Origin of the sequence: Flectobacillus major DSM 103, assembly GCF_000427405.1 — a bacterium.
In the GTDB taxonomy this organism is placed as follows: domain Bacteria; phylum Bacteroidota; class Bacteroidia; order Cytophagales; family Spirosomataceae; genus Flectobacillus; species Flectobacillus major.
In genome coordinates this window covers 1-22,880 of sequence record NZ_ATXY01000005.1, presented here as the reverse complement: position 1 = coordinate 22,880, position 22,880 = coordinate 1, and the positions used below count along the sequence as shown (strand labels likewise).

At 38.4% G+C, this 22,880-nt stretch carries 13 protein-coding genes; all 13 read right to left on the bottom strand.

Annotated elements, in window-relative coordinates; translation table 11 throughout:
- Positions 1–375 precede the first annotated feature (375 nt).
- The 13 genes from ygiD to FLEMA_RS0101185 all read right to left on the bottom strand — a co-directional run bounded on the left by ygiD (position 376) and on the right by FLEMA_RS0101185 (position 22,297).
- Positions 376–1,245: a 4,5-DOPA-extradiol-dioxygenase gene (gene ygiD / locus FLEMA_RS0101245; protein WP_026993886.1), complete on the bottom strand. Its 870-nt coding sequence runs from the start codon at positions 1,243–1,245 to the stop codon at positions 376–378.
- A 14-nt stretch (positions 1,246–1,259) separates the two neighbouring features.
- Positions 1,260–2,468, bottom strand: coding sequence for a dipeptidase (locus FLEMA_RS67130; RefSeq protein ID WP_052353903.1), 1,209 nt, complete (start codon positions 2,466–2,468; stop codon positions 1,260–1,262).
- A gap of 81 nt (positions 2,469–2,549) precedes the next feature.
- Positions 2,550–3,431: a DUF1684 domain-containing protein gene (locus tag FLEMA_RS0101235; protein WP_026993885.1), complete on the bottom strand. Its 882-nt coding sequence runs from the start codon at positions 3,429–3,431 to the stop codon at positions 2,550–2,552.
- An 86-nt stretch (positions 3,432–3,517) separates the two neighbouring features.
- On the bottom strand, positions 3,518–5,260 hold the full coding sequence (locus tag FLEMA_RS0101230; protein ID WP_026993884.1) for a tetratricopeptide repeat protein: 1,743 nt from the start codon (positions 5,258–5,260) through the stop codon (positions 3,518–3,520).
- Positions 5,261–5,319: 59 nt separating this feature from the next.
- Entirely contained in the window at positions 5,320–6,780 is a 1,461-nt protein-coding gene (locus FLEMA_RS0101225) for a RagB/SusD family nutrient uptake outer membrane protein (RefSeq protein WP_026993883.1), read from the bottom strand.
- Positions 6,781–6,824: 44 nt separating this feature from the next.
- Positions 6,825–9,998 (bottom strand): SusC/RagA family TonB-linked outer membrane protein, encoded by a 3,174-nt coding sequence (locus FLEMA_RS0101220; RefSeq protein ID WP_044170438.1) that lies wholly within the window; start codon positions 9,996–9,998, stop codon positions 6,825–6,827.
- A gap of 317 nt (positions 9,999–10,315) precedes the next feature.
- The gene (locus FLEMA_RS0101215) at positions 10,316–11,983 is read right to left on the bottom strand and encodes a hypothetical protein (protein WP_026993881.1); all 1,668 of its coding nucleotides are present in this window, start codon (positions 11,981–11,983) and stop codon (positions 10,316–10,318) included.
- Between the two features lie 24 nt (positions 11,984–12,007).
- Complete coding sequence (locus tag FLEMA_RS0101210; protein WP_026993880.1) at positions 12,008–13,351, bottom strand: hypothetical protein; 1,344 nt, start codon at positions 13,349–13,351, stop codon at positions 12,008–12,010.
- A 52-nt stretch (positions 13,352–13,403) separates the two neighbouring features.
- On the bottom strand, positions 13,404–14,741 hold the full coding sequence (locus FLEMA_RS0101205) for a RagB/SusD family nutrient uptake outer membrane protein (RefSeq protein ID WP_026993879.1): 1,338 nt from the start codon (positions 14,739–14,741) through the stop codon (positions 13,404–13,406).
- Between the two features lie 60 nt (positions 14,742–14,801).
- The gene (locus FLEMA_RS0101200; protein ID WP_026993878.1) at positions 14,802–17,846 is read right to left on the bottom strand and encodes a SusC/RagA family TonB-linked outer membrane protein; all 3,045 of its coding nucleotides are present in this window, start codon (positions 17,844–17,846) and stop codon (positions 14,802–14,804) included.
- 767 nt (positions 17,847–18,613) lie between these two features.
- Positions 18,614–19,528 carry a sulfite exporter TauE/SafE family protein gene (locus FLEMA_RS0101195; RefSeq protein ID WP_229359317.1) on the bottom strand — a complete coding sequence of 305 codons (915 nt, stop codon included), beginning with the start codon at positions 19,526–19,528 and terminating at the stop codon, positions 18,614–18,616.
- Positions 19,529–19,829: 301 nt separating this feature from the next.
- Positions 19,830–20,429: a redoxin domain-containing protein gene (locus FLEMA_RS0101190; RefSeq protein ID WP_026993876.1), complete on the bottom strand. Its 600-nt coding sequence runs from the start codon at positions 20,427–20,429 to the stop codon at positions 19,830–19,832.
- Between the two features lie 353 nt (positions 20,430–20,782).
- The gene (locus FLEMA_RS0101185) at positions 20,783–22,297 is read right to left on the bottom strand and encodes a DUF1593 domain-containing protein (protein ID WP_026993875.1); all 1,515 of its coding nucleotides are present in this window, start codon (positions 22,295–22,297) and stop codon (positions 20,783–20,785) included.
- Between the last annotated feature and the right edge of the window lie 583 nt (positions 22,298–22,880).

Sequence of the window (22,880 nt, the reverse complement as noted above, 5' to 3'; positions counted from 1 at the left end):
TATAATCATTCCTTTAAATATAAAATTGATGTAGTGGCAACTCTTGCAGTTGCCGTATTCAGAATGGCAATGATATGGGTTTGTTGTATTCAAAATAGCAACCGCAAGGGTTGCCCCTACAAAAAATGTTAATTGTGCGAACTCCTTGTTATGAAATAGGATTCAAAAATATTCTAAAATTCGGAATTGGTAGTGTATGCAGGTTTAAAATTGTCTTAAATATAAAATTGATGTAGGGGCAACTCTTGCAGTTGCCATATTCAGAATAGCAATGGTATGAGTTTATTGTGTTCGGAATGGCAATGATATGGGTTTGTTATGTTTGGAATGACAACCGCAAGAGTTGCCCCTACATCAAAAATGCTAGCCTTACAGCTACTTTTGAATATGAAGCGAAGTCATAGAAAGGCTACCCGACAATATATCGTCGTTGAAAATTCTTACATTTTCATCTTTTTCTTGTAATCCTAAAACATAGAGTAAAGGGAAAAAATGGTCGGGCGTTGGAATGGCATTGTTGGCATATTCGCCCAAAGACTGATATTTCAACAAGGGTTTATGATTCTTATCAACGATAAATTGGTTGAATTTTTCCTTTGCTTCCAAGGCCCAATCATACGGTTTTCCATTGGCTGTGGTGGTGTATAGGTTGTGAATAATGTTGCCACTGCTCAAAATCAATACGCCTTTTTTTCTAAGAGCCGAAAGCTGTTTCCCTAAATTATAATGGTGTTCTGCGGATTTTGAATAATCGACACTCAACTGAATTACAGGAATATTGGCTTCTGGATACAAACGTCTGATGACCGTCCAAGCTCCGTGGTCTAAACCCCAATCGTGGCTCAACCCTACCTGCGTAGTTTTTATTAAATCACGGGTTTCTTTGGCTAATGGTACATTGCCTTTAGGATTATACTGTACATCGAAAAGCTCTTTTGGAAAATTACTGAAAGAATGAATCGTTCTTTGTTCTTCCAATGCTGTTACAAAAGTTCCTTTGGTAAGCCAGTGAGCCGACACACAAATAATCGCTTTGGGTGCTTCTAATTGTTGTCCTAATTCTTTCCAAGCATTGCTGTAAACATTGTCGTTGATGCCATTCATTGGGCTACCATGACCCAGAAATAGCAAAGGCGTGCGGTCGGATGATGGAGCATTATTCAATTTTTTCAATACACTTGCCTCTGCGGCATAGCCTGCAAATGGCAAAAGCGAAAGGGTTTTGAGAAAATCACTTCTTTTCATAACACATTGGATTTTTATTTTGATACTCCCCAAGGACTATTTTTTGAATCTCTTTCTACTTTATCCAGCAAGAAATAGAAATTTCTGCCCCATAGTTTTCGGATGTCAGCTTCTGAATAACCACGTTTCAGCAATGCTCTGGTAATGTTTTCAGCTTCTCCTACATTTGAATATCCTGCTACTCCACCACCATGATTAAAGTCGGAACTTAGCCCAACGTGGTCGATGCCTATGAGTTTTACAGCATAATCCACTGCGTCCAGATAATCGTCGAGGCTGGCGTATTTCCATGCACTTTTCGAGAATTTTTGGTACGCTTCATTAAATTTCTGGTAATCCTCTTTGCTGAGTTTATCAATTGGATTGCCGTCTTCTGGTTTTAGTCCAAAAGGTTTATATACTTGCTGATACGAATCTTCTTTTTGTTGAGGATTATTATTCAAATAAGCAGCAAAAGCCACAATGTGTACAATTCCGCCCTTATTGGCAATGGCTTTTAGTTCTTCATCGCTCAGGTTTCGGCTATTGTTTACTTTGCCTTTTACGGCAGAATTGGAGGCAATCACAGGGTGGCGGCTGGCTTCTATGATTTGCAAAGTTGCTTTCTTGGAAGATTGCGAAACATCAATAATCACCCCTAAATCATTGAGTTTTTTTACGGCTTCATAACCAAGTGGCGTAAGTCCAAGTTCTTCGTTGGGGTTGTCGCCATGTGCAGGAACAGGACGAGAAGAACCTGCAAAAGCATTGTTTCCGACATGGTTAAAGGCAAAAATCCTTACGCCTTCTTGGTATAATTTATCAATCACTTTCAGGTCGTTGAACCAGTAAGCATTTTGAAAACTCAAAAGAATACCATGACGTTTGCTAAAGCCAGCTCTTTCAAAATCAGGAGAATTATAGACAAATTCCAGCTTTTCTGGATTGTCTTTTACCCATTTTTTAATCGCTTTTAGTTTTTGGTCAACAATCCTTTCGGCTTCTGCAAAGTTGTCTTTGGTTGGCGGTAAGGTTCTGGCATAAAGCGTAAGATTGATAATATCAAGATTTCCCTTTTCGAGTTTGGGCAAATCCACTTGGTCGGCTGTGTCCAGATTGGGATTATTCTCTTGGGTATTAAAATTATCCCGAACATCTGCATGAGCGTCAAACGTAATGACTACATTGTGTAGGGTTTTATAGTCAAGTCCTGAAGACTTTATTTCAAAAAGAGCATTAGCCATACGAATCGAAGGTTAATATATGCCTAAATCATGTCTATTTTACAGTATAGACATGATTTAGAGCTAAGCTTTGGTTAAAAATCAATGGTCGCCATAGCGTTTTTCACCTGCAGTAATGGCTACAGCCAATTTGTTTTCCTTGGTAGGCAAAGGGCAAGTAGCATAAGGCGTAAATGCACAAGGCGGATTGTACGATTTGTTGAAATCTATATAAGTAATACCTTCGGCATCTGGACCTGGTACATCCAAAAACCTGCCACCGCCATAGCTTTCGTGTTTATTGGTTAAATCGCCGAATACAAAATGTAGTCTTTCTTTTGTGCCAACAGCTTCGAGGCTATATTCTTTGCCGTCGATATTAAAAACTAATTTTCCTGGCGAGTCTTGTTGATATGAGCGGCCTGTAATGTCGAGAATGGTTAATTTTTTACCGACAGTAGGAATAAACTTGGCTTTAATTCGCCAGTCTTGACTAATAGGAAAGGTTTCGATGCCTTTGAAAGCTTTGACAAAGGGGCCTTCCAAATCACGTAAACGAATGGCGTATTTGTCGCCACGTTGAATAATAAACCACCTGAGCGATTGATGTTTTAGCACAGTAGGCTTGCCTGTATAAGGAAATAGCTCGGCTTTGGTTATTAATTCGTCTCCGTTGTATACAGCCGAATTTTTGGCGGCTTCAAAAGAAACCTTTCCATTTTTTAGAATAACTTTTCCTAGTGAAGCATCGCTATGCTCGGCTGGAAAAACAATTGTATTTTTTTCGTTTCCACCAATTGTATTATCGCCTTCATTAAGCCAAAATAGCCCTGCTAAATTGAGCCAGCCTTCTTCTTTTTTGAGTTCATCAACACGTTTTTGGTGCCAAGATTTTATCTCAGATTCATATTGGGGGTCGAGTTCAAACGACGAAATCACCCCTGCTAGCAAAAGTATTCCGATGTATGTTGCGTATTTTTTCATGTGATATAAAGGTTTTGTGTAAATGTGAAAAATATCAAATTAGAAAAATAAAAGTGCTAAGAGGTATATAGCTGATACACTGTGTTTTATAATGGAAACAAAAATTTATCGGCAAATTGTGCTACTTCTGCTAATTTTTGGGCGTTTTCTTGAGCCTTAGCGGTATCGCCTTTTTGTTTGTAAACTTTGTATAAACCCCAATAGGCATTGGCCGTATTGGGATGACGCTTCAATAGCTCCTGATAAGCCGTTATAGCTTTGGTATAATTTCCAGCTTTTAGTTGAGCTTCAGCCAAACTAATCAATACCGGACGGGCGTATGTTGGAGGTTCGCTATAGCCCAAATCTTCCTCTTTTTGTTGGGCTTTTTCCAATAAAGCAATAGCCTCTTTATGTTTATTTTCGGCACTTTTGATAACCCCTTGTAATTCTAAAGAAGCCACATTCAAATCGGCTAAACGGCGTGTCGAGATAGCCTCACTAGGATTATTTTGATTACCATTCCGCCATAAAGAAGCGTCGAGAGCATCTACAAAATGTTTGGCTTCTTCTATTCTGTTGTTTTTTACGGCATCCATTCCCAAGGCAAAGTAATAAAGGCCGTCTTTGTAGGCAATGGCTTTTTGGGTAAAAAGGCTGTCTTTATCGAGCTGAATAGCTCCAAGGCGGTCGGCTGCTTTTTTGTAGAAACCAAAGCAGAGTTCCATTTTGGCAGGAGCAATAATGCCCTGATAGAAAAAACGCCCTTCATATTTGCGTTTTCTTTCCTTGGTAGCAGGCATATTTTTTAGCTTTTCGGCATAATATAAAGCTGTTGAATAACGACCATCTTCAGCACAATTAGAAAGTAAGTAATTGATATTGTGAATATAATTCCATGTATCCACTTCGGGCATGTTGAATTGCTTCATGTAAATAGAATCTACCTTTACAGCTGCTACAAAGGCATCAAAAGCCTTTTTGTAGTTGCCCAATTTATAATACACGTGCCCAGGCATGTGTACCATGTGGCCAGAGTTATTAGCCAATTTGGGCAGTTTTTCTGAACTTTCTAAGGCTTGTTCTGGGCAACAATTCTCTTTTAGATGAATCCAATAATGGTGTGCAGCAGCGTTATCAGGATTTGTTCTGAGAATATCTTTTAGTAAATATTCGGCATAGAGTTGTCCTTCACGAGGCACCATTTTTGAATCATATCCTCCCATTTTGCTAAGTGCCAAAAATAGCTTTGTATCGAGGTCGTCGGGATATTTATCGATAATGATTTCTAATTTTTTCTGATACGCTGCTTTCCCCCCGTCGGCTTCCGAGTCGCGAGCCAAAATAGCTTCGGCATAAATTTTTTCTCGTTCTGAGGCTTTAGCTTTAAGTTGTTTAAGCTTTTGAACCGCTAATTTTTGGTCGTATTTAAACTCATCGCCCTCAATTGCACCAATCGCACTGTATAGGCCATAATAAGGCATAATAGCGGTAGAGTCATAACGAATGGCTTCTTTGAAAGCCCGATAGGCTTCAAAGTCCCAAAAGCAATGTAATAAGGCAATTCCTTGATTGAAGAAAGTTTGTGTTTTGGGAGATTTGGTTGTGATTTTGAAATCTACCTGACCAATCCCCTGCAAAATTTGGGCAGGAGGTAGGTTAGGAACATAAACGGTTTCTTTTCGATAATCTAAAATATGTTCGAGGTGACTATGGCTATCATGGCTTTCACCATCGTGTACTTCGTGCTGTGTATTATTATGCTGAGCGTGTTGGTTTTCGGGCTGACGAACTCGTTGAGCCGTTATTCCGAAAGATAGTAGGCATAACAATAAGGGTAAATACTTCATTGATAGGGTATTTTATAAAGCCCCAATAGCTGAAACTGCTATTGGGGCAAGTGAAATGCTTATTCGAGTAATAATTTATTGCTTACAATTTCTACGTTTGGTAATGGAAAAACATAGTTGGCTTGTGAGGGTTCAACGGCAGGGGCACTCAACGAGCTGCTAGCTTTGGCTGGTAGTGGTAGCAAGTTGCGAACAAGGTCGTTTGAACGGAAACCTTCACCCAAGAGCTCGATACGTCTTTCTTTCAAGATAGTATTGATCAACGCCGTTTGAGTAGCAACATTACTTGTTGGGAATACATAGCTAGCATCAGAGCGGTTGCGTACAGCCTTTAATAGTTCGAGCGATTTGGTTAAATCTCCTGTACGAGCAGCCGCTTCTGCGTAGTTGAGCAATACCTCCGAATACCTAATAATAGGCAGATAGTCTAGGAATGGAGAAGGTTTGTTGTACTTGGTTAGGAATTGCACCCCAGATGCTGTACGAGCAAATGTTCTTCTCAAGTCGGTAGATTTCCATTCTGTATCGCCCCAAATACCATTTGGATTGAGGTTATACTCTGAGTTGGCATTGAATACATAAGGAAACGACGACTGCCCTGTGACGTTGTCGAGCTCGGTCATAGGTACAGACAGAATAGATTCGGTAGAAGTATAATTAGTCGTAAAAATTTCAATGATATTCTGAAGCTTGTGGTTTACACCCGTTGTTGCGGCAAAAGGAGCAGCATTAGACACAATTTTCTTGGCTTCATCTATTACTTTGGCATAATTGCCAGCGTTGAGATATACCCTGGTTTTGAGGGCAATAGCCGTATTTTTGTGAGCACGGGTAGTATTCAACAGGTTGCTTGAATAGCTATTGGGTAAGTCGGCCTCAGCTTCGTCCAAGTCTTTGATAATTTGGGCATATACTTCGGCTACCGAGCTTCTTTTCAACCCATTATTAGCTGTAGTAGTTTCGGCCTGTAAACGCAAAGGTAAACCTGGCGATGTCCCTTTGTTTTCGTTGTAAGGACGAGCATACAAGGTAACAAGACTAAAATAGCTGAGAGCTCTCAAAAATTTGGCTTCAGCAATATACTGCTTGCTAAGAGTTGCATTAACAACAGTTGGATTGTCGGTTAAGCCTTTTATTACAATATTGGCGTTATTGATAGCTCCATAGCCAGCAGCCCAAAAACCTGCCACAAAGTTTGAGCCAGAATTTAGTGTTTGGTTCCAAGCTTCGTAGGCTGTAAAGGTATTACTGGTACGGTTGATAAACTCCTCGCCACGAGCCTCCGAATAGGTATAATAGTTGCCTCCATAGAAGTTACCGCTTTTTACTGCTTTATAAATGCCATTCACCAAGCCCAATACTCTTTCGGGCGTGTCAAAGGCGTTTGCTCCAGAAATAGAAGTTGCTGGCTTTGGATTGAGGTATTTATCTTCGTCACACCCCGAAGCCACTAAAAGTAGTCCTAAGCACATGGCAGTGCTGATACGAGAAATAGAAGTATGTTTTATGAATTTTTTCATGCTGAATTAAATTAAAGTTTCTTGATGCCTATAAAGTCGCTTGGTTAAAATCCTACATTGATACCAAAAGTGAATGTACGGGCTTGTCCTACCGAGTTTTTCTCAACACCCGGGGTGGTGTTTGAGTTACCATTTACCGACGATTCAGGGTCAGTACCTGTATATTTTGTTATCAAGAAAAGGTTTGATCCTTGTACATATACACGAGCCGATGTAATACCGCTTTTGCCAAACAAAGCAGTAGGAATACGGTAGCCCAATGATAGATTTTGTAAACGTAAGAAATCTGCTTTTTCGGCATTAGTAGACACAGGGAATGATGAACCACTAGATAACTGGTCGTTGTAGACCAATCGTGGAATATCAGTAATATCTCCCGGTTTTTGCCAGCGATTCAAAATTTCGACAGAGTTGTTGTAAGCCCGTTGGTCGAGCAAAGTAGCACGTGTACCGTTCATGATATAGTTGCCACCCGAAAACGACAAGTTGACTCCCAAATCAAAGTTTTGATATTTGAAGTTATTGCTCAAACCACCATACCATGTCGGTAAAGCGTTACCAATAAGGTAATAGTCGGCACCTGTAATAGCTGGGGCTTTTTCGCCATTTAGGTAAGTCCATTGGCTTTGGCCTGGCAATACCACTTGGCTATATTGTACTTGTTCGCCTTTGGCATTGATAAAAATACGTTGACCATTGGCGGGGTTAACACCTGCCGTTTTGGCTCCATAGAGGCTACCCACCGAATGCCCCACACGCGTAATATTGGTAGTTTCGTACGATACGTGTGTTGTTCCAATAATATCGGTGTTACCTTCTGCTAGTGCCGTTACTTTATTTTCTAATTTTGTGAAATTCAATGAGGTATTCCACGAGAAATTACCTTTGCGAATTACATTGGCAGTAATACCTAGTTCAATACCACGGTTGTACATAGAGCCTACGTTACCCAAAATGGCATTGCCCGGAATACCCTTTGATACCGCCTGTGGGGCACTAAGAATCAAACCGTTTACGTCGTTGTTGAAATAGGTAAGCTCTACTTGTACACGGTCGTTCCAAAGCCCTAAATCAGCACCGATATTGGTTTGGTTACTGGTTTCCCAACCCAAATTAGCATTACCAGCTTGTGAAATAGCCCATGTTGAGGCACTACCATACAACGAGCCGCTGTATAACTCTAACGAGCTGAAGGCATCGCTCAAGTTACCATTTCCTACACGTCCCCAGCTAGCTCTTAATTTTACATTGTTTAAAATAGTGGCTAATTGCGTTGTTTTGTAAAATTCTTCCTCAGATAAAGACCATCCACCAGACACACCTCCAAAATTACCGTACTTTTTGCCCGATCCTAAAGCCGAGTTACCATCACGACGGAAGTTGAAAGTAAGGAAGTATTTCTTTTTCCAGTCGTAGCTCAAGCGTGAGAAAAACGACAAGAATGCTCTTTCGCTAATATCGTTGCCAGTGGCCGAAATAGCTCCCCAGTTACCTTGATAGTTTTCAAAGAAAGGGTCTGAGCTTTGTGTTCTTGAGGCACCCCAAGAATTGTAGTTAAACTTTTGTAAATCATAACCCAATAAGGCCGAAATACTGTGTTTGTCGGCAATAACAGTACTATAATTAAGGGTATTGGTCCAGTTCCAATTATCTCTAATGGCGGCTACGTTGGTAGCGTTACCTCTGCTCGAAAACCCGTTGCCTTGAATAGGGCTATCATAGCTGTAGGTGTCGGTTCTGAGGCGGTCAATAGCATAAGTAGTTGTAAAATCTAAGTTTTTTAACAGCTTAGCTACAGCCGAAATACTCCCAATAACACGGTCGTTTTCAGAGGTATAACGGTTTTCGTTGAGTAGGGCTACGGGGTTTCCCCAGTTACTTACAAATTGGTTGTTGCCTACGCCAATGGTATTGGGGCTATTAGGGTTGATATTGTAAGAGCCGTCGGCATTATAAGCAGGTACGTTTGGAGGTAACGCAATGGCCAAACGAGCTGCTCCTACCAAGAAAAAGTTGGAGTTGGCCAACGAACCAGAGTAAGGCGACTGGTTGAAGCTATTATTGTACGAAAGCCCTCCTTTAAGTTTTAGCCAGCTGGTTACTTCTTGGTCGATATTAAAACGGATTGATTTTCTCTTGAATTCGTTCGTTACCAAAAAGCCTTTTTGGTCGGTATAGTTGGCCGAAAGGTAATAGGATGTAGCATTTGTTCCTCCCGATACACTGATATTGTGGTTTTGGGATGTACCAGTTTGGTAAATATAGTCGTACCAACGAGTATCAATAGGGTTATTGTTGGCATCGTAATTTGGAAAAAATAATGCCGATGCTACGTTACTGTTGTTGGCATTGCCACCCAAAATTTTGGCGTTTAAAACAGCCTCGTTCTTAATAGCAATAAATTGTTCGGCATTCAATAATTTAGGCAAGCGTGTTACCTCCGATACACCAGTCCATGCTTCGTAGCTGATGCGGGCTTTTCCTGCTTTTCCGCGTTTGGTTGTAATAAGCAATACACCCGCTGCGGCTCTTGACCCATAAATAGAAGTAGATGCAGCATCTTTGAGTACATCTATCGACTCAATATCGGCAGGGTTGATGTCGCCAAGGGGGTTGTTGGGTACAGCCGTACTTGTCGAAACGTTACCAGTGTTGATAGGTATACCGTCTACTACTACCAATGGATACGAACTCAATGAAATAGAATTGACCCCACGAATACGAATAACAGGAGGGTTGTTGAGTACTCCATTGGGCTGAGCAATATTTACCCCAGCTGCACGCCCCGAAAGAGCTTGGTCAAAACTCTGAATGGGTTGCTCTTTGATAACATCGCCCGAAACCCTTACCGCTGAACCCGTAAATTCGGCTTTCGTTTGTGTTCCATAACCTACCACGCGTACTTCGGCCAATTGTTTGTTGTCTGATACTAAATCTATAGATATAGTAGACTGATTGCCCACAAGTTTTTCAATTGTACTATAACCAATAAAAGAAAAGGACAGAATAGATTTTTCAGAAGCATTTATTTTGTAATTCCCTTTTTGGTCAGCAACAGTTCCTGTGCTTGTTCCCTTTACAATAACAGTAACTCCTGGAAGGGGTTCTCCAGTATCTTTGTCTTTGACTGTTCCTGTAACTGTTTTTATTTGAGCCAATATCGAGGTGGATATGCTCAAAAATAACAATGTGATGATGTGTAATTTTCTAATTTGCATAAACGTCATTGTTTAATGAAACGATTTGATTGAAAAGCTTTTCTTTGTTGTGGTTTCTGACAGAGAAATAGCCAAGTAATTGAAAAAGTTAAAAAAAGCTAACTGGCGAATTTATTAGCCAACTAAATAAGAAAATAGCTATTGAAGATACTAGCCTGCAATAGGTTTCAATGTCTTCAATATAAATACAAGGTAAAAGACAAAAAGGACAAAGGATGCCTATTGGCAAGGTAGCTATGCTAGTAAATTGTACCTGATAGATATACCTTTGTCCTAAAGTTTATGATAATGTAATTATTTGATTTTTAGGGTATTGTCTAATTGTATTTTCCTGCCTCCAAGGTGCTTCTTGAAAGTGCATATTTTTTGGTATATCGCTCTAAGGTAACATGAATAGAATCTTTGTTTTCGTTGATACCCGAAAGTAATACCTTATTGCCACCATCTAAAACAGTATATGTCAAAATCATTTTATTACGTTCTACAGGTTTACTTTCAGACTTGATTCCCTTCGTTCTACGAGCAGAGCGTGCAATGGGTTCTATCTTACTGTCTTCGTTACCTATCACTGCGAGAGCTTCTTTTGGAATCCAATTTTCGGCCTCTTTGTCTGCTTTTTCTTTCTTTTTTGCCAATACTTCTGGCGCGTTTCCTTTCAGATTGAAGTCTCCTCTATTTCCTAAAAATTCACGATTTTCAGCATTTCTTGACCCACGATTTTTATCTTGTAAATACAACACTTTATGAACAGTATCGGCTTGGTAGTAAAATACCCGTTGACCGCCTGCTACACCTGTTAGCTCAAAGGTTCGGTTGATGTCTCTCATTGGTGCTCCACCTCCATTTGATAAATCTAGCTCGACAGGCTTATTAACTTTAAAAGTAAGGGTTGTCCATTTTTCAAAAGTAGCTTGTTGCCAACGGGTTGTGTCTAAAGGGTTATAAGGTAAAACCTGTCCATTAATTTTAAATTCGGTAACATTATAATTGCCACGCAACGAAGCAATACCTTTTTGGGCTGGTTGCTTGTATGGGTCGTACAAGAAATTGATAACGGCCAAATAAGTAAATACGGGCAAAAATAAAATAATGACAAGGGTTTTTAGGCTAATGCGAGTGATACGTTGCCAGGTTTTGTCAAAATTTGGGTAATAATGAAAAGGTACTGTCAACTTTTCTTGAATCAAAAGCTTGTACAAATCTGGAATGTAGTCGATCAATAAGAAGGCTGAAAACAATACGAAATAAGAGCTATACACATGAACACCACCATCATAGGCAAAGTTTACATACACAATATCGGCCAATGCTCCGAAAAGTAATACTGAACCCCAAAAAGTAGTGGCTCTGAAAAACAATAATGCTCCGGCCGCTACTTCTACCACGCCCGTAAATACTTCGTACCACGGCACAATACCAATTGAAAGCCAATAAATTTTCTGTAAAGTCAAATCACCAAAGTTGGTATTGAGAATGCCCCACGAAGGATATGGCAATTGTGTTGGTGTGAGTTTGGTAAAGCCAAAACCAATAATGCCGATTCCTGCACGATAACGTACCAATACTCGTAACCAGTAATACAAAAGGTTGTATTCTGTTTTGTCTTTTTTTGTGAAATATACAATTGCTGACCAGATAAGACCAACCACCACAGAAAAAATTAAGGTAATAACCCATACAGCATAACCGTTGAGCGAAGACCCAAAAATTTTATTACCAAAGAAATTGAGACCTGAACCAAAGCGAGCTATATCGTACAAATCACGATAATGTAGGTGTAGCCAGTCGAAAGAAAATATTTCTTTATACCAATCCCAACTATTGGGAAAAGACATAGCAATAAAGAATACGAAAGCGATTCTAAAAAGTATTTTTTCCCATGATGCCCACACCCTTGGTGCTGTGGTCTGAGGTGTTTCCGCTGAGTTTTCAGGCAATTCAGTACCCAAATTCTCTTGTGTTATGTTTAGATTTGAAATAGACATCTTTATTAGAATTTATGGTATGAATTATAACTTTAGGATACTTCTTCTTCCTAGTTTTTTGGCTTCAAAAGTCAAGTACTTTTTGTTGATTTTGTTCAAAACTGCATAAACAGAATCGTGTTGGGTATTTACTCCCGACAAAACAATCGTTGAATCATTTAGCTTTTTGAACGATAACGTAAACTTGTCGTTTTGATGGTTAATATTCTTGTTTTTTAGCAAAAGTGTTGATTTTGAACTATCTACACTATACTGATAATAATGGCGACCTTGCGAACCCGACAATTCATAAATACGAGCGGTGTCTTCTTTAAAAATTTCTTCGCTTGGTAAATTTTCTATAAACACTGGTTTGTTAGACTTGATACTGATGGTATTCCATTTTTCAAATACCACATTTTGCCAGCGTAAAGTATCTGTTTTTGAATATGGAATACTTTGGTTATTCCATCTAAACTCACTTACATTATAGAGTCCAGCGGTATTATCTAAGCCTTTTTGAGCTGGGAAATGATAACTACCTTTTTGGTATCCTGCATACGTCTTTACGCCATAAAATACAATAAAGAAAATCACGTAGGCTAGTTTGATGGCTATTCTAAATTGATTCCATTTTTTGTCAAATACAGGCTGAAAACGATTCGGTAAAGTAGGTTTTTCTAAAGATAATACATTGAATAATCGGATGGCATCGAAGGCAAAAAGGTAAAGTGCTAAAGCTATCAGATAAAAAGCATAAACATATTCGCCACCTTCGTAAGCAATGTTGGAAATGGCCACATTGCCCGCAAATGGTAGAATAATTAAAGTAGCAATCGTTGTGGTTTTTCTATTGAGGAGTAATAAACCTCCAACAATTTCTACCAATCCTAAAAAAGACTGGTAACTAGGAACAACCCCTAAGCCGAGCGAGAAAAGTTTCCAAGCAGTAAAATCGCCATATTCGGTATTGAGGTTACTGATAGAAGGAATTGGTGATTGAATTGGAAAGAATTTAAGAAACCCATAAGCAATAACGCCAATGGCTAAACGATAACGTACTAGTACTCGTACCCAATAATAGAGTTTATCGTAATCGATAGTTTTTTTGTAAATGTTATCCCATAGAAATGTTCCGATTCCTGCAACAACTGCAATAATAAACCAATTGATAAAATTATCGTTTCCTGTAAAGCTTGGAGCGTATTTTGACAAATAAAAAATATCACGATAGCCTACATTCAACCAATTGATAGAAAAAAGGTGCTTGAAAAACCTAAGGTCGAGGGGTAGCACCTGCAAAAAGAAATAGATACCAAAAAACTTAAAAATGAGTTTTTCGGTGCTACTCCATTCGCTTTGCGAGTTAATTTCTAAAGATTTAGCCATTTGAGTATTGGGTTTAAGCCACAGGCTAGTTGCCTAGCCTGTAGACTAAAAATTAATATCCTTTATTTTGTACCAAAGATTTGTCAATCAATAATTCTCCTGCTGGAATCGGTAATACCAATCTGTTGGCATCGGTGACATTAAATACTTGTGCGGCACGGCCTGTTCTTACAATATCATACCAACGATGTGGTTCTAATGCAAACTCTACTCTTCTTTCATTTTCAATGGCCAAGAGTACATTGTCTTTTGTCGAAGCGGTACTTGCGGCAATACCAGCACGGTCACGCACTGCATTTAAGTCGGCAAGGGCATCGGCTATTTTGTCTTGATTAGCACGAGCTTCCGAGCGAATCAAATACAATTCTGCAATACGAATTACATAACTTGGGTCGGTGGCAGGTGTACGGTAGTACAAATTGCCATACCAACGGTTTTGGTTATCTTTTGCTACCAAAGTACTGCGTGTACCACCTACCGTTGGGTCGTTGAGTAATGCTACAATAGCATCGTTAGGAGCCCACTGGCGAGTACCACCGTTGGTTTGAGGCTGCCATTGGTTGCGGTGAGCGTTGGGTTCGTTGGCACTATAGAAAATCTCAAAAACTGATTCTTGTGTACCTCTGGCATCATTCGCAAAAAACGCATTGAATGGCTTTAATAAACGGTAGTTGGTATCTGTCAACAACTTAGTTGCGTATTCTTCTGCTTTTGCCCATTCTTTTTGGTACAAATGATAACGAGCACGCAAAGCCCAAACCGTTTTGCGAGTAGCTCGGTAGCGGTCGGTTGTAGCGGGTAATAGTGGCTCGGCAGCTTCTAAGTCTTTTAATACTTGTGCATAGGTTTCGGCTTGAGTACTTCTGCCGATACCTCTATTTTCGGTTGGGCTAGCCGTTGGTTTGGTCACAATGGGTACGCCTCCCCAAGTACGAGCCAAGTCAAAATATGCTAAAGCTCTGATAAAATATGCCTCACCAATAATTTGGTTTTTTAAGGCATCAGTCAAAAGTGGGTCTGTTACTGTTGGTACTTTTGCCAACACATTGTTGGCACGGTTGATAGTAACATAAATGGCTGTCCATGCACCTGAAATAGTCGAGTTTTCGGCGTTTACTTTTTTGTTAATAAACTCCTGTACTTGCGACTGCGAGCCAGTCCACTGAATATTATCGCCCGATAAATAGCCAATAGATTGGAAGGTAGTACCATAATAATTACCACTGGCAAGGGCTGAATAGACCCCTCTGATAGCTGTTTCAGAGGATGTTTTGTCGTAAATGGTTTGGGTATCTGAAATAGATTCCAATGGCTTTACATCCAAATAATTGGCACATGATGTAAGTAAAGCTATTAGTCCTATAGAATATATATGTTTTAAAGCTCTCATATTTCAAAATTTAAAATTTGGGTACTGAATTGGGAAATTTGATAGTATTCAAATCAGTAACTAGAATGTCAAATTAAAACCAGCTTGAAAACTGCGTGGCTGTGGTGGAGTACCCAAATCAATCCCTTGTGCATTTTGGTCACTACTAGCACTAGATTCTGGGTCAAGTCCTGTGTATTTGGTAATCAAGAAAAGGTTTGTTCCATTCACAAATACTTTAATACCCTCTGCTCCGAGTTTTTTGGCAACAGATTTTGGCAAATTATATCCTACATTCAATGAACGTAAGCGAAGGAAAGAACCGTCTTCTAGCCAGCGGCTACCACCATCACGGTAGTTATTAACGTTTACCCCGTCTGGACGAGGAACATCGGTAATATCGCCAGGTTTTTGCCAACGAGCCAAGTTACTAGCAAAAATAATACGAGCGGCATCTCTAGCTCCACCACCTTCACCAAAGAACTTGTTGTGGTTATAGATTTTGTTTCCGTACTGGAATGCCAAGAAAGCAGATACTTCAAAGCCTTTGTAGCTGAAATTGTTGGTGAATCCTCCAAAGAATTTTGGCCAGATACTTCCTACAATTTGACGGTCGGCTACGGTTATTTGTCCATCTTTATTTACATCTTCATACACTACATTACCTGTTTGTGGGTCTACGTACAATTGTTTATATACCCAGAAAGAATAAAGTGGAGTGCCTTGCTGTTGAAGAATCAAGTCGCGGCTACCATAACGAAGCGGATTTTCTAATTTCTCGATATTATTGATGTTTTGAGCAATATTCAAATTAGAAGTCCAAGTAAAACCTCCTTGCTGAATATTGGTTGTATTAATACTAAACTCAAAACCTTTGTTGCTGATTTCGGCTGCGTTGCTCCAATAATTAGCAAAGCCTGTTGTACTTGGTAAAGCTAATTGCAACAAACCGTCTCTTGTATATTTTGTGTAATAATTAAATTCAAAAGCGATTTTTCCGTTCAATAACGCTGCATCAATACCTATATTAAATTGGTTTGTTTTTTCCCATCTCAAATCTGGGTTTGCCAGTTGTTGTGGAGCTGTTCCTGCACTTCCTTGGTAAGAAGCACCGCCTGTCCATAAACCTTGCGAAGCAAAATTTCCGATACCATTTTGGTTACCTACAATACCGTAGCTAGTTTTTAATTTTAGGTCTGAAATAACCGTATTATTTTTCAAGAAATCTTCTTGTTTTAGTCGCCAAGCTGCACCTACAGCTGGGAAATACCCCCATTTACGGTCTGTACCAAATCGAGAAGAACCATCGGCTCTCAGACTTACATTAAATAAATATTTTCCGTCAAAATTATAATCTGCTTTGGCAAAAAACGAAGCCAAATTACTTTTACTCCAGTTTTGAGAACTGATTGTTGTAGCAGCAGAAGAGATAATCTTGAATGAATTGTTGGCAAAGCCTCGTCCTTCAGCATAAGTTCTGTTCAAGACATCACTTTGAAGCGTATTACCTACCACAATACCAAATGAGTGTTTGTCTCCCAATTTTTGGCGATAAGTAAGCGTTTGTTCATTCAATAACGAAGTAAACTGAGAAATAGAAGAAGTAGCCAAACCACCTTGAGCTCCCAATAACAAGAAAGTATTCCAGTATTCTGATTCGTTGTAATTATTATAATCAACACCCCAGCTAGAACGTAGTTTTAGGTTTGGCAATAAATACGCATCCACATAAAGGTTTCCGATATACCTCAAGCTAGTAGAATGTACATCGTAGTTTTCTAACAATAAAGTTAGGTTATCAAAACCAGCACGCCCCACCAAAACACCTTGTTCATTATAAGGTGACAAGTAGGTTGGCGTATGCAAAGCTGCTTGTAACAAACCACCTTGAGGGCCATCGCCAGCACGAGCTTGGTTTCTGTATGTTCTTGAGAAAGAGTTGCTTACGCCCACCTGAACTTTGTCGCTTACCTTTTGGTCTAGGTTTACTTTAAAACTAGCACGGTTAAATGTGATAGGTTTTAAAATAGCCTCTTGCGAGTTAAAACCACCTCCGATATAATATTTAGTAGTTTTTGTACCACCAGCCAACGACACATCGTAGCTCTGAAGGGTAGCAGTGCGGAAAGCCTCGCTAAGGCGGTCGTATGTTTGTTGTTCTTCTGGTAAACCACGTCCACCTTCCGACACTGGCCTGAATGGTCTGTTGGCTACCGTTCTGTTGAGTGAAGGCGTATCTTTTCCTGTATTAATCCACCATTCGTTTACTAGCTGAGCATGTTCTGGGCCAGTTGTCAGTTCCCAAAGCTTAGTTGCTTTTGCCTGACCAAAGCTTGCATTAACATTTATTTTTGGGGCTTGCTCAAAATTTCCTCTTTTTGTCGTAATTAAAATTACGCCATTAGCACCTCTTGACCCATACAATGCAGTTGCTTCGGCATCTTTCAATACCTCAATGCTCTGAATATCAGTAGGGTTTAAGTCTGCAATTGGTGACGTAGCTTTACCCCCAGTACCAATAGTTTGAAGGCTATTGCTATTGATAAAAACACCATCTACAACATACAGAGGGTCGTTGTCGGCATTGATAGAAGTAGCACCACGTACTCTTACATTAACTGCTTCGCCAGGAACACCAGTAGCCGATGAAATCTGAACACCCGACACTTTTCCTTGCAATTGGGCATCAATACTTCCTACGGGAATCGAGCTAACTTCTGAAGGGTTTACTTTGGTAATTGAGCCTATCAAGTTTTTGCGTTCTTGTGTGCCATAACCCACTACTACAATTTCATTAAGCTCTTTAGAATCGCCACGAAGGGTAATTTCTATAGTGCTTTTTGAAGCAGTGATTTCTTTGCTTTCATATCCAATGTAGTTGATAATGAGCGTATAAGGTAATTTCTGACCTGTAGCAAAATAAAACTTACCTTCGGTATCAGTAATTACGCCATGGGTTGTGCCTTTAATCCGAACGCTTGCTCCAATAAGCGGTTCTTTGGTTTTATCATCTAAAATCCTTCCTGAAAGATTGGAATTGATTGTTGCACCAGTATTTTGAGCAAAAATTCCTGCGGGAATCAACAAAATACTCATCCAGATTAGTAGTAAAATTCTTTTTTTCATTTACTTTGTAATGGTTAAATTAAAAAAAATAAGGCCTTGGGACGATTGCTATGCAATCTCCTAAAATCATTTCGCGATGAACCTTTTTTGACCAGCCATCCTTGTGCCAGCAAGGGTGGCTTTTTTTATCGTTTATCAATAAGTTAAGTACTCATTGTAAATCGTTTTAACAAGTGTAATTAATAGAATTTGATGTACTCAATAGAATTGAAATACAATCTATATAATCTATATAAATTGTAGATTAAGTCGACAAAATTAAATTTGTATTTTATTAATAGCAAGTATTTTCATGAAATTCTTTTTGGGGGACTCCCGATAAAGCATGACAACGAGGCTTTTTTGAGGGTAAAATATAACAGTCTGTTTATGAGATAGTAGTAAAAATAAATGGCATTATTTGTAGGTATTTTAGCCAAAACCTGAACGGTTTGTTGGGTTAATTATATGATTTGTTAGAAGCTTTTAGAAATCAATAATAGTATTATTTGTAGATATATTATACTTTTTACAAAATGTAATAGCTCTTTTATTAAGGAAATATCATTTTGAGACAATATCTATTGCATATTTTTATTTTAAAACGTATAATACATTTCAGTTGTTCGTAATCTAATCTTGGTGGTACACTTATTTGCGTATAAAAATTTGGACTAAAGAAAAAATCCCTTGAAAGAAACTCTTCCAAGGGAATAATAATAACGATTTGTAATGTCTGTTCTCAATACAAAAGAAATCAAGAATTGAGCTTTTGCACTTGTTATTTTTTACAATATATGTAAACTCTTCAGGATAGTTCTGATACTGATTAGTATTACGAGAGTTCCTACCAAAACCATCAATGGCTTACGTTTTACTTTATTTACTAAAATTGCACCCAAAGGAGAGGCAATTACTCCACCCACGACAAGGCCAAGTACAACTTGCCAAGAGTTTACCCCCTGAAATATCAAAAAGGTAATACCACTAGCAAAAGAGATAGCAAATTCGGCTGCATTTACCGAGCCGATTGTATAACGGGGGTCGCGGCCACGGCCTAGCAACGATGAAGTCACGATTGGGCCCCATCCACCACCGCCAATGGCATCCATAAATCCACCAAAAACAGCTAATAAACCTAGGCGTTTTGTTCTTTGTTTTACAATATTTTTTTGTAGTCCTTTGCGTATAATAATAACTCCCAAAAATACCATGTAAACAGAAATATAAGGCTTTATCAAATCGCCATTAATAAAATCTGATAGCAAATATGCCCCTACAACTGAGCCTATTACCCCAGGAATAAGTAGGTTTTTGAAGAGCTTTTTATTGATATTCTTAAATTTGAAATGCGAGATTGCAGATGCTCCTGTTGTAAACATTTCGGCAACGTGAACACTCGTACTACTTACAGCAGGTGGTACACCTAAGCCTAATAAAAAGGAGGTTGAAGTAACACCATAAGCCATACCCAAAGTACCATCTACCAGTTGTGCCCCTAGCCCAACCATTACATATAACCAAAAATCGCCAGAGAAACCATTTTGGATAGTATCTAATGAAATGGGTATTTTACCATTAAAATAGAGTGTAATCAAACAGCCTAAGAGTAAGACTGTCGGAATAACATACCATATCCAGTTGCTAGGTATGGGCTTTTCAGCAATACTGATGGTCTTATTTTGTGTATCTACTACTTGCACTTTGATAAGATTTTGATTAAGTGTTATTAAAAATATTGCACAAATATAAAGTATAAAACTATATATCCTATCATTTTTATAGAGTTTTATTTTTGCCTTAAAATAAATAAGAGTGAAAGCAACGCTTTCACCCTTACCAAACTAGATTGATTAAATAGACTACCATTAGTTCAAGCTGTCGATACTTCTAAAACAAATGTCAATTTTATGATTACCACAGGTTAAACGTCAGTTTGTAATGCAAAGGTATAACAAAAGAATATAAAATCCATATACTTTGTAGACTTTATTCTGATTTTATTTATTTTTTATGAAGCCGATAATTATTCACAAACGCCTCAATCTCTTTAAAAGACAAAAATGTGTTGAGATTTTCATCAAAAAAATCATGGATAATTCGCCCATTGGGTAAAATTAAATACGAAGCAGGTAGCGGAATATTTTCAGAAATACCCGAGAAATGCTGCCAAGTTGGGTAGTCGTCACGGATAACACCAAATTGTTGGGCAATATGGTTGCCTTCATCAAAACAAATATTGAGGGTTAGCTTAAATTTTCGGGCTAAATCTGGTAACTGGTCGGGATGAACCGTCGTAACTACTAAAATGTCGATACCAAGGTCAATTAATTTTTTATAAGATTTTTGGATGAGTACTATTTGGATATCGCCGTAGTCGTCCCACAAAGGAGAATAAAAACTTAACAAAATAGGATTATCCTGCGATAAGTAAGCTAAAGAAATAGGCTGATGTAGTAATAAATCGGCAGGAAGGTTTTGCCATAAGCCATTTTGCTGCGGAACAGAAAAGTTGGGGGCAATTAATCCTGCACAAAGAGCTTTGCTTCTGAATTCTTGAAAATTATTAAGATTGGGTTTGATGAAGTTGACTGAGCCTAACATAGTAGTTTTGTTATAATGTGTTATTGGTTTGACCATTATTACACTAAAGAATATATAGTCTATAATATTTGTAGGCAAATATAGTGAAAAAATAGATGTACTGGTTCAAACGCATTCTTGAATTCAGTTTTGTCTCATTAATCAAGCGAATTATTGGTGTAAAGATATATTTGTAAAAAAAGGAAAAAGCACACAGAATTATCCAGTATTTTTTTGAAGTGAAATAGAAAAAATACTTTGTATATCTTCTTGAAAAATATGGTATAATTCTGTGTAGTACACTATTTATAATCAAAACAATAGACGATATTATGCTTTATGAGTCTGATTATCAATGATATAAGTCATTATGTTTATGAAATTTTTAAAATAACACGTTGATAACGAATCAAAGCTGGCTCACCATTATCTTTTCCTTCTACAATAATATGAATGGTTTGTCCTTTAGAGACACTGTCGGGTATTGTAATTTGAGCCTTTTCAGGAGTACTATTTTCTATTTTTACAGAACCTAAACAAGTGCCAGCTTCTTGATATTGCCAGAATTTTAGTGATACCGTATTGTGGTCAGGGTCAGAGGTTTGGGTTTCTATTGTTATTTTTTCACCCGCCTTTACCATTCTGACATTGCCATTTTTGATTGAAATAGACGGAGCATGATTGGCTTGAGCATAAGGCTTAATACACCAGTCGGCTCTGGCGGCAAAGTCTAGCTGAAGGGCATCAATCCAACGAGTTTGAGGAAATGAGGCATCTTGTTGGCGAGTAAAAGGGTTATAATCTGTAATACTTTTACCGTCTTCCCAACGGTTTGGGTTATTTTTTGACTGTACCATTCTACCGCCCCAACCACCATATTCGGGGTTATTTTTACTCATCAGGCCAACATCTATTAGCTGAAAATAAGCAGGCGAGTCACCTTCCGAAATAAAATCATAAGAAGTCATTTTGTATTTTTCCATGTCTTCTTTAGTACCATGTGTATGTTCTTCGTCGCCAGCTTGCTTTTGGCCATCGCCCCAAGCATAGTATTTTGCTAATAATGGCCCATGATTTTTGATGATATTGTTGGCCATAAATTCGCCTCTCAAGTATGGTTGTAACTCTTTAGGTACAACATTAGGCCAAGGATAAGCCAAACACCAAAATTGGTCGGAGTTATAAAATACCTTGATATTGGGCCAATGAGGAGCTACATATTTTTTGTAGGTGGCATCTTGGTCTAAAACAGCATAAATAATAGCTTTTCTACCTACTTTATCATAAATCTTTTGCCATTGTTTGGTATTTTTATAGTCATCTTCAATAGATTTCAAGGCTTTGGCAATGGTATTGGTACCTCCCCAAACTTGCAAATAAAGCGGAGTTAGGTCGTTGTCTAGTAATTTTTGTTTTATGAATGCTGCTCCTTCTGTATCCTTTTCCATTTCGCCTTCAAAATCAATATTTCCTACTTTTATCAGTTTTCGTAGGGCATCGGCAGAAGGGTATTTGGAGTCGTGCAGCAGCAAATTGGGCTGTATTTTTTCATATTCATCCAATAATTCTTGCATCCAAGAAGTGCCTGGCCATCTTAAATCGGTGCGTTGCCCATACCTTTTGGCTGTATATTCCATTTCGGAAGTAAATAAGGTGCCTTTGCCATCGCCTTTGTAGTGCCATTGCGAACTACTATATACGAGCCCTTCTATTTTGAACTCGTTGGCATAGAGCAACATTCGAATAAATGAATCAACATCATCTATTTCTCCGTCGGAAGTAATAATAGTACGACTTTGTGCGGTGTTTTTCGAGGTTTTTTGTGCAATCACAATAGAGGCATTGATAAATAAGCACAATAAAAAAGCCACGTTAATACTTTTTTTCATAGTTGATTGGATAGTTGAAATAAGCAAAGTTGTGAGTGAATACTAAATTAGTGACGATAGTAACAATTTTAATTTCTAGATCATAATTTGTGGACTCATCATTCAAAAAGATACAAATCAATATCCTAGATTTAACCTAATTACATTCTTGTAAATCTAATATTGTTTTGTAGATTAAACGAAAATCGCAGAGAGTATTTTGAGGGCTCGTTAGGTTGGGAAAATAACTTTGGCCGAAGCAATTGCCGAGAGTATCAGTCTAGCGGTTATTTATCTTGATCTCGAAAGTCCAAGCGATTAAGCCAAACTTACCGATCCTGAAGCTTATTTTGAGTTGTATACTGGCAAACTTATTATGCTTGATGAGGTTCAACCTAGGCATGGATTTAGAACAGCCCAATTTTTTATTTTGGGCTTGGCATTACTCAAACAACCCTCTGAATCGTTGGCGGATAGAATACCCTATAATTGCGAAGTTTTCCAGTCTATTTCTGTGAAAATAGGCTGAACTAAGAATATATAAAAGTTCAATACTCTTATTGAAATTCAAAACACTTTACTGTAAAGTGTTTTGAATTTCAAC